This window comes from Nocardioides sp. SYSU D00038, from assembly GCF_016924665.1.
Taxonomy (GTDB): domain Bacteria; phylum Actinomycetota; class Actinomycetes; order Propionibacteriales; family Nocardioidaceae; genus Nocardioides.
Genome location: NZ_JAFFJT010000004.1, coordinates 74,233 through 86,505, shown reverse-complemented (window position 1 = coordinate 86,505; position 12,273 = coordinate 74,233). Strand labels below are relative to the sequence as shown.

General features: G+C 73.2%; 12 protein-coding genes. 5 read left to right on the top strand and 7 right to left on the bottom strand.

The features are described from left to right. The first annotated feature begins 14 nt into the window (after nucleotides 1-14). Both JT721_RS00730 and JT721_RS00725 read left to right on the top strand, forming a co-directional pair. Nucleotides 15-524, top strand: coding sequence for a GNAT family N-acetyltransferase (locus JT721_RS00730; protein ID WP_205470972.1), 510 nt, complete (start codon nucleotides 15-17; stop codon nucleotides 522-524). Nucleotides 525-595: 71 nt separating this feature from the next. Further along, entirely contained in the window at nucleotides 596-2,398 is a 1,803-nt protein-coding gene (locus tag JT721_RS00725) for a 3-hydroxyacyl-CoA dehydrogenase family protein (RefSeq protein WP_205470971.1), read from the top strand. On the opposite strand, the gene JT721_RS00720 is transcribed toward JT721_RS00725, so the two are convergent. Beyond that, nucleotides 2,383-3,297 (bottom strand): hypothetical protein, encoded by a 915-nt coding sequence (locus tag JT721_RS00720; protein ID WP_205470970.1) that lies wholly within the window; start codon nucleotides 3,295-3,297, stop codon nucleotides 2,383-2,385. The two genes, JT721_RS00725 and JT721_RS00720, sit on opposite strands and share 16 nt — an antisense overlap. A gap of 211 nt (nucleotides 3,298-3,508) precedes the next feature. On the opposite strand from JT721_RS00720, the gene JT721_RS00715 reads away from it, so the two are divergent. Further along, nucleotides 3,509-4,282 (top strand): endo alpha-1,4 polygalactosaminidase, encoded by a 774-nt coding sequence (locus JT721_RS00715; RefSeq protein WP_205470969.1) that lies wholly within the window; start codon nucleotides 3,509-3,511, stop codon nucleotides 4,280-4,282. Between the two features lie 2 nt (nucleotides 4,283-4,284). Further along, the gene (locus tag JT721_RS00710; protein ID WP_307827755.1) at nucleotides 4,285-5,073 is read left to right on the top strand and encodes an alpha/beta fold hydrolase; all 789 of its coding nucleotides are present in this window, start codon (nucleotides 4,285-4,287) and stop codon (nucleotides 5,071-5,073) included. On the opposite strand, the gene JT721_RS00705 is transcribed toward JT721_RS00710, so the two are convergent. Together JT721_RS00705 and JT721_RS00700 are read right to left on the bottom strand one after the other, a co-directional pair. Then, the gene (locus tag JT721_RS00705) at nucleotides 5,042-5,959 is read right to left on the bottom strand and encodes an LLM class flavin-dependent oxidoreductase (protein ID WP_205470967.1); all 918 of its coding nucleotides are present in this window, start codon (nucleotides 5,957-5,959) and stop codon (nucleotides 5,042-5,044) included. The two genes, JT721_RS00710 and JT721_RS00705, sit on opposite strands and share 32 nt — an antisense overlap. 53 nt (nucleotides 5,960-6,012) lie before the next feature. Further along, entirely contained in the window at nucleotides 6,013-6,549 is a 537-nt protein-coding gene (locus JT721_RS00700) for a CGNR zinc finger domain-containing protein (RefSeq protein WP_205470966.1), read from the bottom strand. A 38-nt stretch (nucleotides 6,550-6,587) separates the two neighbouring features. Here JT721_RS00700 and JT721_RS00695 point away from each other — a divergent pair, with 38 nt between their 5' ends. Next, complete coding sequence (locus tag JT721_RS00695; protein ID WP_205470965.1) at nucleotides 6,588-7,565, top strand: DMT family transporter; 978 nt, start codon at nucleotides 6,588-6,590, stop codon at nucleotides 7,563-7,565. A 174-nt stretch (nucleotides 7,566-7,739) separates the two neighbouring features. On the opposite strand, the gene JT721_RS00690 is transcribed toward JT721_RS00695, so the two are convergent. The 4 genes from JT721_RS00690 to mce all read right to left on the bottom strand — a co-directional run bounded on the left by JT721_RS00690 (nucleotide 7,740) and on the right by mce (nucleotide 12,270). Then, nucleotides 7,740-8,906, bottom strand: a complete 1,167-nt coding sequence (locus tag JT721_RS00690; RefSeq protein ID WP_307827753.1) for an AI-2E family transporter — start codon at nucleotides 8,904-8,906, stop codon at nucleotides 7,740-7,742. After that, nucleotides 8,903-10,273 (bottom strand): hypothetical protein, encoded by a 1,371-nt coding sequence (locus tag JT721_RS00685; protein WP_205470964.1) that lies wholly within the window; start codon nucleotides 10,271-10,273, stop codon nucleotides 8,903-8,905. The genes JT721_RS00690 and JT721_RS00685 overlap by 4 nt, the downstream gene beginning before the upstream one ends. A gap of 111 nt (nucleotides 10,274-10,384) precedes the next feature. Then, nucleotides 10,385-11,722 (bottom strand): crotonyl-CoA carboxylase/reductase, encoded by a 1,338-nt coding sequence (ccrA, locus tag JT721_RS00680; RefSeq protein WP_205470963.1) that lies wholly within the window; start codon nucleotides 11,720-11,722, stop codon nucleotides 10,385-10,387. A 95-nt stretch (nucleotides 11,723-11,817) separates the two neighbouring features. Next, complete coding sequence (gene mce / locus JT721_RS00675; RefSeq protein ID WP_205470962.1) at nucleotides 11,818-12,270, bottom strand: methylmalonyl-CoA epimerase; 453 nt, start codon at nucleotides 12,268-12,270, stop codon at nucleotides 11,818-11,820. Between the last annotated feature and the right edge of the window lie 3 nt (nucleotides 12,271-12,273).

Sequence of the window (12,273 nt, the reverse complement as noted above, 5' to 3'; positions counted from 1 at the left end):
CTACAGTGGTCTCCGTGCACGCCGTCCGTCACGCCCGCGCGGCCGACCTCGTGGGCCTCGCCGCCATCGAGGACGCCGGCGTCCCGCTCTTCGAGTCGGTGCTCGGCGACCTGACCGGCGACCCCCTCGCCAGCCCGGCGCCCCCCGGTCGACACCGGGTCGACGAGCCGGGCTTCCTGCTGGTGGCCGGCGACCCGGCGGTGGCCTTCGCGCACGTGCGCTTCCACGACGACTGGGCCCACCTCGAGCAGGTCTCGGTGCACCCCGACGCGATGCGGCAGGGTCTCGGCACCACGCTGGTGCGGGCGGCGATGGAGGAGGCCCGCTGGGCGGGCTTCGACCGGATCAGCCTCACCACCTACCGCGACCTGCCGTGGAACGGCCCGTTCTACGCCGGCCTCGGGTTCGCCGAGGTGGAGCGTCCCGAGCCGTTCCAGCAGCGGCTGCGCGAGCAGGAGACGGCGCTCGGGCTGGACCGGCACGGGCCCCGGGTGGTCATGCAAGCGGAGCTCCGGCGCACCTAGGAGCCGATGTTACTGGCGAGTGAACTAAGTCACGGTGACCCTGCCGCGTGACCCGTGACACCATGCCCGGCATGACGGCTGCTCCCCAGGAACCGACCCGCACCTTCGAGACGATCGGCGTGGTCGGGCTCGGCACGATGGGCGCCGGGATCGCCGAGGTCTTCGCCCGCAACGGCCTCACGGTCGTGGGGGTCGAGGTCGACGACGACGGCGTCGCCCGCGGTCGCCGGCAGCTGGAGGACTCCACCGCCCGCGCCGTGCAGCGCGGCAAGCTCACCGAGGCCGAGCGCGAGGAGCTGCTCGGGCGGGTCACCTTCACCACCTCGCTCAAGGACCTCGCCGAGGCCGACCTGGTGGCCGAGGCGATCGGGGAGTCGCTGGAGGCCAAGAAGGACGTGTTCCGCGACCTCGACGCGATCGTGTCGCCGAGCACCATCCTGGCCACCAACACCTCGTCGCTGTCGGTGACCGAGCTGTCGACCGCCACCGCGAGCCCCGGCCGCGTCGTCGGCCTGCACTTCTTCAACCCCGCGCCGGTGCAGGAGCTGGTCGAGGTGGTGCGCACGGTCGTGACCGAGCCCGACGTGCTCGCCGACGTGCAGGCGCTGGCCACCCGGATCGGCAAGGCGCCGGTGGTCTGCGGCGACCGGGCGGGCTTCATCGCCAACTCGCTGCTCTTCGGCTACCTCAACCACGCCGCCTCGATGTTCGAGAGCCGCTACGCCTCGCGCGAGGACATCGACGCCGCGATGCGCTTCGGCTGCGGCTACCCGATGGGGCCGCTGGCGCTGCTCGACCTGATCGGCCTCGACACGGCGTACGAGGTGCTCGAGACGATGTACGACCAGGGTCGCGACCGCCTGCACGCGCCGACCCCGATCCTCAAGCAGATGGTCACCGCGGGGCTGCTCGGCCGCAAGACCGGCCGCGGCTTCTACACCTACGAGGCCCCGCACAGCCCCACGGTCGTCGCCGACGACCGCACCCCGTCGGCCGACGACCTGCCGCAGCTGCGCCACGACGTCAAGCAGGTCGGCGTGGTGGGCACCGGCACCATGGCCGGTGGCATCGTCGAGGTCTTCGCCAAGGCCGGCTACGACGTGCTCTACGTCGGGCGCAGCCAGGACAAGGTCGACGGCGTGGTCGCGACGATCACCAAGAACTTCGACAAGCAGATCCAGCGCGGCCGGGCCACGGAGGAGGCCAAGGCCGAGGTGCTGGCGCGGCTGACCGGCTCGACCAGCCTCGAGGACCTGCGCGACGTCGACATCGTGGTCGAGGCCATCGCCGAGGACCTCGCGATCAAGACCACGCTCTTCGAGAACCTCGACGAGATCTGCAAGCCCGGCGCGATCCTGGCCACCACCACGTCCTCGCTGCCGATCATCGCCTGCGCCCAGGCGACCAAGCGGCCGGAGCAGGTCGTCGGCATGCACTTCTTCAACCCCGCGCCGATCATGAAGCTGGTCGAGGTCGTCTCCACCGTCTCCACCTCCGAGGAGGTCACCGAGACCACCCGGGCGCTCTGCTCCGCGGTGGGCAAGGTCGCGGTGAGCTGCTCCGACCGGGCCGGCTTCATCGTCAACGCGCTGCTGTTCCCCTACCTCAACGACGCCGTGAAGATGCTCGAGGCCCACTACGCGACGGCCGACGACATCGACACCGCGATGAAGCAGGGCTGCGCGCTGCCGATGGGGCCCTTCGAGCTGCTCGACGTGGTCGGCAACGACGTCTCGCTGGCGATCCAGCGCGAGCTCTACCTCGAGTTCCGCGAGCCGGGCTTCGCCCCGGCGCCGCTGCTCGAGCACCTGGTCACGGCCGGCTACCTCGGGCGCAAGACCCGACGCGGCTTCCGCGACTACTCCGCCCGCTGAAGGTCCACCTCCAGCTCGAGGAGCAGGGACGGTGCGGCCGGGTCGTCGGCGTCGACGCACGCCACCAGCCGGCCGCGGTCGCTGTCCCACGACCGCACGGCCAGGCCCTCGACCTTGGCGACCCGACCGCCCACCAGCGGCAGCGGCTCGACGGCGAGGACGGCGTCGTCGCGGAGCAGGCCCAGGGCGGTGGCGGTGACCGGTCCGTCGGCGACGGCGTCGGGCGCGTCCTCGACCGCCGCGGCGACCAGCACCAGGCCGTCTCCTGCCCAGCGAGCCAGTGAGACAGCATCGGTGACGGCGAGCCCGCCGCCGAGGTCGTAGCGACGCACGCCGGTGACCGCCGCCGGGCCGGGATGGCCGGCGAACTTCGCCAGCAGCGTCGTGAGGTCGAGGTCGACACTCGCGGTCGGGACGCCGAGCGCCGGCAGCCCGCGCTGCCAACAGCGCAGCACGCCCGCGGCGGGGGAGCAGCAGCCCTCGAGGTTGAGCCGGTCGGGCGCGACGTCGAGCGCGGCGGCCACGGCGGCGTACGTCGGCGCCAGCTCGGTCACGGCGGTGCGTCCGTCGCCGCGCAGCAGCACCCCGCGGGTGCGGGCGGGCGTCGAGCCCGAGCCGAGCAGCAGCACGTCGGCGCCGAGGGTGCACGCCGCCTCGAGGTCGGGCTTGAGGTGCTTGGTGCCCTCGGCCTCCGAGAACGTCGTCCGCCCGTCGACCGGCGGCAGCAGCCGCAGCGCGGTGACGGGGTCGCCGGGGTCGTCGGGCACCAGCGCGGCGTGGGTGGCGTCGTCCTGGGCCACCAGCCAGCGACCGTCGTAGGCCGCGACCGCGGAGGCGGCCCGCACCGGACGGCCGTCGGCGAACCGGAGCTCGCGGGTGCCGGTGCAGGTCAGCCGCATGGGTCGATTCTGCCGCGAGGGAGGAGTCGGGGCAGGGCGCTAGGACGGGAGTGCCCGAAATGAAGAGCACCGGTTGCCTCCGTACCCGCCCCATGTACGGGTCGGAGGCAACCGGTGCGTCTCATCTCGTGGTGACCGTTCAACGAGCATCCCGCGGCGAGGTCACGCCCGGCCGCGGTGGGCTGGACCACTGCGTTGCTACGGTTCCGGGGTGCCCCGCCGCCTCGTCCCCCTCGCCGTGCTGGCGGCGCTCCTCGGCCTGCTGGCCACCGCGGTGCCCGCGGTGGCGGTGACGCCGCCACCCTCGGCCACCGACGTCGACTACCAGCTCGGCGGGCCGGCGACGGTGCCGGCGAACGTCGGCATCGTGGTGCGCGACCGGACCGCCGCCCCGGTGCCGGGTCGCTACAACATCTGCTACGTCAACGGCTTCCAGACCCAGCCGGACGCGAAGCGCTTCTGGCGCGCGCGGTGGGGCCTGGTGCTCCAGGACCGGCGCGGCCGGCCGGTGGTCGACGAGGCGTGGGGGGAGTGGCTGCTCGACCTGCGCACCGGCGAGAAGCGGCGCCGGATCGCGGCGATCGTCGGCCGCTGGACGGCCGGCTGCGCCCGCGCCGGCTACGACGCCGTGGAGTTCGACAACCTCGACTCCTTCACGCGCAGCCGGGGGCTGCTGAAGCGGCACCAGGCGCTCCGGTTCGCCCGGCTGCTGACCCGCGCGGCGCACCGCGCCGGGCTGGCCGCGGGCCAGAAGAACCTGGCCGGCCTCGACGGCACCCGCGTCGGCTACGACTTCGCGGTCTCCGAGCAGTGCGGCCGCTACGACGAGTGCGGCGCCTACGTCGATGCCTTCGGCGACCGGGTGATCGTCGTGGAGTACCGCGCCCGCGACTTCCGGCGCACGTGCGCGGCGTGGGGCGACCGGCTGCCGGTCGTGCTGCGCGACCTCGACCTCAGGCCCGGCGGCCTGCGCCGGTGGTGCTGAGCGTGCCGCAGCGGTCGACCGGCCTGCACACCACGCTGCTCGGCGAGAGCGGGCCGCTGCTGGCGTTCTGCCACGGTCTGTTCGGGCAGGGCAAGAACTGGACGACGATCGCCCGGGGGCTGGCCGCCGACCACCGGGTGCTGCTGGTCGACATGCCCCACCACGGGCGGTCGGCCTGGCACGACTCCTTCGACTTCATCCAGGTCGCCGACGAGCTGGCCGGGCTCTTCGACGAGGACGACCCCGTGCGGCTGGTCGGGCACTCGATGGGCGGCAAGGCCGCGATGGTGCTGGCGCTGCGCCACCCGCAGCTGGTCGAGCGGCTCTGCGTCGTCGACGTCGCACCGGTGGCCTACCGCTCGCGCAGCGAGTTCGCCGGGTTCATCGCGGCGATGCAGGCGATCGACCTCGAGCGGCTCGAGCGGCGGTCCGAGGCCGACGGGGCGATGGCCGACGCGGTGCCCGACCCGACCGTGCGCAGCTTCCTGCTGCAGAACCTGCGCCGCGACGACGCCGGCTGGTCGTGGCAGCCCAACCTCGAGGTGCTCGGCCGCGACCTCGACGTGGTCGGTGGCTGGCCGGAGGAGGCGCTGGCCGGCGCGGCGCCGTACGACGGCCCGGTGCTGTGGGTGGCCGGGCAGAACTCGGGCTACGTGCGCGAGGAGCACGCCGAGGCGATGCGGCGCTGGTTCCCCCTCCACCGCCGGGTCACGATCAAGGGGGCCGGCCACTGGGTGCACTCCGAGCAGCCGGAGGTCTTCACCGAGGTGCTGCGGCGCTTCCTGGGCTGAGCCCGGCACCGGGCCGGTCAGCGAGGCCGGCCTCCAGCACGGCCAGACGGCTCGCCGCGTCGTCGCCGCGCGGCCACAGCACGGCGACGGTGCCGAACCCGAGGGCGGCGTAGCGGCCCACGCAGTCGCGGAGCGACTCCACCGAGTCCAGCGGTCGCTCGCCGCCGTAGCCGAGCACCACCAGGCGGTCGAGGTCGTCGGGATCGCGTCCGGCGGCCGCGCACGCCTCGTCGAGCAGGTCGACCTGGCGGGCGACCTCGGCGTGCGGGGTGCCGGCGTAGACGCGGGGGTCCTGCGCGACGTCCTGGGTGATCCACAGCCCGGCGTGCCGGGCGGCCAGCGCCATCCCGGCCCGTCCGGTGCCGGCGACGGCCAGCGGGGGACGGCGACCGGGGTCGCCGCCGAGGTCGACGTCGCGGGCGGTGAAGAACTCGCCCTCGACGTGCACCCGGGGCTCACCGAGCAGCTGGTCGGTCATGGTCACGAACTCGCGGAACCGGGCCGTGCGGCGGGCCCGGGGCAGGCCGACCTCGGCGATGGCGTCGGAGTCGGTGCCCGGGCCGCCCGCGCCGAGGCCGAGCACGAAGCGGCCGCCGGCGACGTCGTGGAGGGTGAGCGCGGCCTTGGCGGTGGTGACCGGGTGCCGGAAGTTCGGGGCGGTCACCATGGTGCCGAGCCCGATCCGCGCGGTGGTGGCCGCCGCCGCGGTCAGGGTGACCCAGGCGTCGTGGAAGACCGGGCGGCCGCCGAGCACCAGGTGGTCGTAGAGCCAGCCGCGACCGATGCCGATGCGCTCGGCGTGCTGCCACTCCTCGCGCAGGTCGGGCCAGGGCCCGTCGGGCCACATCACCGCGTCGAGCTGGACTCGTGAGGGGTCGCTGGGCACCCGCGGAAGCCTAGCGACGGTGGGGTCGGGCCTGCGCGCTCGGGCCTGTGCGCTCAGCCCTCCGCCTGGCGGGCGCGGTAGGCGGCGACGGCGTTGCGGTTGCCGCAGGTCGTGGAGCAGAACCGGCGCGAGCGGTTGCGGCTGAGGTCGAGCACCAGGGCCTGGCAGGTGTCGTCGGCGCAGACGCCGAGCCGGGAGAGCTCGTCGGCGCGGATCACATCGACCATCGCCATCGCGGTCTCGACCAGGATCCGCTTCGCGAACGGCTCGTCGGGGCGGACGGCGTGGACGTGCCAGTCCCACCGGTCGTGGCGCACCAGCTGGGGGACCGCCCGGGTCTCGGCGAGCATCTGGTTGACCAGCTCGACGGCGCGGTCGCGGTCGCTGGTGAGCAGCTCGCGCAGCCGCGGCCGCAGCGCGCGGACCTCGTCGAGCTCGGCCGGGTCGTGGTCGCGGCGGCCGGTGTACTCCCACCGCGCGAAGAACGCGTCGAGCTCCTCGAGCGACTCGAGGGTCTCGGGCTCCTCGGCGGTGTTGACCAGGGCCACGGCCGCCTGGAGGGACACGTCGGTGTCATGAGCGAAAACCACGTTGACAGGTTACCGGATCCCCCGTAGCGTCATGTGTCATGACCACCGTGACCAATGACACCCCTGCCGCCCCCGACGTCGCGGCGGGTTCACGCCTCGTCACCGGACTGGTCCTCGCGCTGGTCTCGGCCGGCACCTTCGGCCTCTCCGGGGCGCTGGCCCGCGGTCTGCTCGACACCGGCTGGAGCGCCGGCGCCGTGGTGCTGGTGCGGATCGGGCTGGCGGCGCTGGTGGTGCTGCCCTTCGGTCTGGTCGCGGCCCGCGGTCGCTGGTCGCTGCTGCGCCGCCACGCCGGCACCGTCGTGCTCTACGGCGGCCTGGCGGTCGCCGGCGCGCAGTTCTGCTACTTCTCGGCCGTCTCCCGGATGCAGGTGGGCCCGGCCCTGCTGATCGAGTACACCGCGCCCGCGGCGGTCGTGGTCTGGCTCTGGCTGCGGCACGGGCAGCGTCCGGGCCGGGTCACCCTGATCGGCGCGGCGATCGCCGTGGCCGGGTTGGTGCTGGTGCTCGACCTGCTCTCCGGCGCCGACCTCGACCCGATCGGCGTGCTGTGGGCGCTGGCGGCGATGGTGGGCGCGGCGACCTACTTCGTGATCTCGGCCGACGAGTCCAACGGCCTGCCACCGCTGGTGCTGGCCACCGGCGGCCTGGTGGTCGGCGCGGTGCTGCTCGCGCTGCTGGGGCTGGTCGGCCTGCTGCCGATGGAGGCGGCGCGCGCCGACACGTCGTACGCCGGCCGGGAGGTGGCGTGGTGGCTGCCGCTCGTGGTCCTGGGCCTGGTCACCGCCGCCATCGCCTACGTGACCGGCATCGCCGCCGGCCGCCGCCTGGGCTCGCGGCTGGCGTCGTTCGTGGCGCTCACCGAGGTCGTGGCCGGCGTGGTCTGGGCCTGGGTGCTGCTCGACGAGCTGCCCCGCCCGGTGCAGCTGCTCGGCGGCGTGCTGATCCTGGTGGGCGTGGTGGCCGTGAAGGCCGGCGAGCGGACCGTCGTGCACCGCGAGCCCGTCGTCGCCTGACGTCGGCCCGCCCGGGGCGGGGTAGTCCCTGACGAAGTGGCCGGGTTCCGGAGCCCGTGGGCGACCACATCGTCCGGGACTATCGCGGGCCTGCTGTGCGGTAGTCCCTGACGTTTCCGGGGTCGACCGGGTCGGGGGACCCCGAAAACGTCAGGGACTATCCCGGTGGGGTTGCTAGCGGGCGTCCTGGCGGCGGATGAACACCTCGCGCACGATCAGCAGGATGGCGGCGGCGGTGGGGATGGCCATCAGGGCGCCCACGACGCCGAGGAGGCTGGCGCCGATCAGGGCCGCGATCACCGTCACCACGCCGGGTACGTCGACCGAGCGTGACATCACGCGCGGGTAGACGACGTAGTTCTCGAACTGCTGGTAGAAGACGTAGAAGATCACGCACGCGATGCCGATCTTCGGGTCCTCCGCGAAGCCGATCGCGCAGACCACGACCGCGCCGATGGTGGCGCCGATCATCGGGATCACGTCGAGGACGGCGACCACGAAGGCCAGCGCCACGGCGTACTCGCCCAGACCGACGACGAACAGGAACACCAGTGAGGTGATACCGGCGCACAGCGCGACCACGAAGGCGCCCGAGACGTAGGCGCCGATCGAGTCGAGGATCCGGTTGCCGAGCCGGGTGACCCGGTCGCGCCGCGAGGCCGGGGCGAGCCGGAACATCGCGGTCTTGGTCTTCTCCAGCGAGGAGAGGAAGTAGAGCGTCAGGACGATGATGATGAACGCGTTGAACAGGGCGCCCAGCACCGCCAGGCCGATCCCGATGGCGCCGCCGAACAGGCTCGAGACGAAGTCGCCGTCGGTGACGTAGTCGCGGATCTTGTCGATGACCTGGTACTCGTCGTCGAGCTCCTGCACCCGGTCGTTCTGCCGGAGCTGGTCGAGCCAGCCCGGCGCGTTGTCGGTGATCTTGGCGACCTGGTCGGTGATCACCGGCACGATCGCCACCACGAACAGCGCGATCGCCGCGATCGCGGCGACGATCACGACCGTCACCGCGAGGCTGCGGCGCACGCCGCGGCGCTCGATGAGCTCGACCGCGGGGTTCAGGCCGGCGGCGAGGAACAGCGAGACGATGATCAGGACCAGCGAGCTGCCGATGGCCTGGACCTGGGTGAGCACCCAGTACGCCAGCAGCGCCCCCAGCGCCCCGGCGAACCCGACGTAGAACGGCGCCCGGTGGTCGAGCGGGGGACCGGGCTCGCCGAGGTAGGAGCCGCCGTCGTCCGCGGTCCTCGCCCCGGCGCTGCGGGACGCCTGCCCGGGGGCGCCCTCCGGGCCGCCGGCCGCCGGTGCGGCGCCGGCCGGCGCCCCCTGGTCGCTCACTCCTTGTCGTCCTCGCCGAAGCCGGCCACGACGTCGCGCAGCGAGGCGAGCTGGGCGGTGATGGCGTCGCGGCGCTTGACCAGCCGGTCGACCTCCGCCTGGAGGGTGGCGCGCTCGCGCTCGACCTCGGCGTTGCTGTTGGCGGTGATCGCCTCGGCCTGGGTGGCGGCGGCGCTGATCACCTGCTCGGCCTCGCGGCGGGCACGGCTGAGGATGCCCTCGGCCTCGGTGGCCGCGGCCGAGCGGGTCTCGGACGCCTTGGCGATGGTGTCGCGGGCGCGGTCCTCGGCGGCGGTGGCCCGCGCCTCGGCCTCCTCGACGAGCTTCTTGGTCTCGGCCGTGGCCGAGGCGTGGAAGTCGGTGGCCTCGCGGGCCAGCCGCTCCTTCTCCACCGCGAGCATCCGGCGGGCCTCCTGCACCTCGCGGTCGACGGCGGCGCGGGCCTGCTCGGCCTCGCGCTGGGCGCCGGTGCGCAGCTCGTTGGCCTCCTGGGTGGCCGCCAGCCGCAGCTGCTCGGCCTCGCGGCGGGCCGAGGCGATGAGGTCCTCGGACTCGGCACGCGCCAGCGAGCGCTCCTGGTCGGCGTCGGCCATCACCCGGGCGCGGCGCTCGTCGAGCTCCTTGACCTGGGCGTTGCGCAGGTCCTCGACCTCGCGGGAGGCGTCGGCCTTGATCGCGGCGGCATCGCGCACCGCCTGGTCGCGGATCTCCTGGGCCTCCGACCGGGCGATCGCGCGCACCTCGGCGGCCTCCTCCTCGGCCAGCCGCAGCATCGCGCTGGCCCGGCCGCCGAGGCCGGCGTACGACGGCGCCTCCTGCTCCGAGATCTGGGTGCGCAGCTGCTCGAGCTGGCGCTCGAGCTCGATCACGCGCTCCTCGGACTGGCTCAGGCTGGCGCCGAGGTTGACCTTGTCGGTGAGCAGCTGGCGGAGCCGGGCGTCCACGGCGTCGCGGTCGTAGCCGTTGCGGCGTACGACGGGCAGCGCCTCGCCGGGACGCGCCGGGATGGGCGGGGGCGTGGCCGAGGCAGCGGGAGCGGCGTTGCGCGGGAACGCGGGCTGACCCTGCTGACCCTGCTGACCCTGCGGGCTCGGCTGGTTCGGGGGAGCGGCGGGCGGCACCACGGGCACCTCGGTCGCGACGGTGTCGGTGCCGGCGCCCGCCTCGGCCGACTGCTCGGGCGCCTCGCCCGCGGCCTCGTCGAGGGCCGGGATCACCTGGGTCTCCTCGGCGTCGGCCGGGCTCGACGGCTCCCCCTGCTGGGTGCGCTGCTGGGTCCGCTGCTGGGTCCGCTGCTGGGTCTGCCCCGGCGCCTCCGCCTGGCCGGGCTTCTCCTCGTCGAAGATGGACAGGCCGTCGTCGCTCATGTCAGCGAGCTCCCTCTGTGGTGGCTGGTCGGTCTGGGGTGTGGCTCCCATCCTGACCGATCACCGGCCGTCAGCCCACCCCGGCCCCGACCCGTCTCCCCACCACGTGGATCAGACACCGCGGAAGCGGTTGATCTCCTTCTCGTGCTTCGCGCGCAGCTCGGCGTCGCGCACGCCGAGGCCCTCCTCGGGGGCGAGGCAGAGGACGCCGACCTTGCCCTGGTGGGCGTTGCGGTGGACGTCGAGCGCGGCCTGGCCGACCTCGTCGAGGGAGTAGGTGCGCGACAGCGTCGGGTGGATCTTGCCCTTGGCGACCAGCCGGTTGGCCTCCCACGACTCGCGGTAGTTGGCGAAGTGGCTCGAGACGATCCGCTTGAGGTTCATCCACAGGTAGCGGTTGTCGTACTCGTGCATGTAGCCGCTGGTCGACGCGCAGGTGGTGATGGTGCCGCCCTTGCGGGTGACGTAGACCGAGGCCCCGAAGGTCTCGCGGCCGGGGTGCTCGAAGACGATGTCGATGTCCTCGCCGCCGGTGAGCTCGCGGATCATGCCGCCGAACCGGCGCCACTCCTTCGGGTCCTGGGTGTGCTCGTCCTTCCAGAACCTCAGGCCGGCCTCGGAGCGGTTGATGATCATCTCCGCGCCCATCGAGCGGCAGATCTCGGCCTTCTCCTCGTTGGAGACCACGCAGACCGGGTTGGCGCCGCCGTTGAGCGCGTACTGGGTCGCGAAGCCGCCGAGGCCTCCGGAGGCCCCCCAGATCAGCACGTTGTCGCCCTGCTTCATCGCGCCGCCGTTCTTGCTGACCAGCTGGCGGTACGCCGTGCAGTTGACCAGCCCGGGGGAGGCGGCCTCCTCCCAGGTGAGGTGGTCGGGCTTGGGCATCAGCTGGTTGGCCTTGACCAGCGCGACGTGCGCGAGCCCGCCGAAGTTGGTCTCGAAGCCCCAGATCCGCTGCTGGGGGTCGAGCATGGTGTCGTCGTGTCCGTCGGAGTCCTCGAGCTCGACCGAGAGGCAGTGGGCCACGACCTCCTGGCCCGGCTTCCACTTCGTCACGCCGGGCCCGGTGCGCAGCACCACGCCGGAGAGGTCGGAGCCGACCACGTGGTACGGCAGGTCGTGGCGCGCGGTGAGCGGCGAGAGGCGCCCGTAGCGCTCGAGGAAGCCGAAGGTCGAGACCGGCTCGAAGATCGAGGTCCAGACGGTGTTGTAGTTGATGGCGCTGGCCATCACGGCCACCAGGGCCTCGCCCGGGCCCAGCTCGGGCAGCGCGACGTCCTCGACGTGCAGCGACTTGCGGGGGTCCTTGTCGCGGGAGGCCACCCCCTCGAACATGTCGACCTCGTCCTTGTGGACCGTCACGGCCCGGTAGGACTCGGGGATCTCCAGGTTCGCGAAGTCCTCCGTCGCGGTGTCGCCGGCGAGGATCGCGTCGAGGATGTGCTGCACGTCGGGCTCCTGGGGGTCAGGGTCAGGCGTCGGGCGGTTGGGGGCCGAGATTACTCATGGGTAACAGCGGGAGGCATCCCCGTGTGACCTAATCGTCAGTGGGCTTCGGCGGCCGGCTCGACCAGCTCCACGAGCACGCCGCCGGCGTCCTTGGGGTGGATGAAGTTGATCCGGGAGTCCGACGTGCCGCGCCGTGGGGCGTCGTAGAGCAGGCGGACGCCGCGCTCGCGCAGGATCTCGCTGACCGCCTCGACGTCGGTGACCCGGTAGGCCATCTGCTGCACGCCCGGGCCGCTGCGGTCGAGGAACTTGGCGATCGTCGACTCCTCGTTCAGCGGCGCCAGCAGCTGGATGTGGGAACCGGAGTCACCGACCGCCATCATCGCCTCGCGCACGCCCTGCTCCTCGTTGACCTCCTGGTGCGCGAGCCGCATGCCGAAGGTCCGCTCGTAGAAGGAGATGGCCTCGTCGAGATCCGGCACGGCGATGCCGACGTGGTCGATCGCGGTGAACAGGTGCTGGGGCAGCTGCAGCAGGTCGGAGGTCATGCG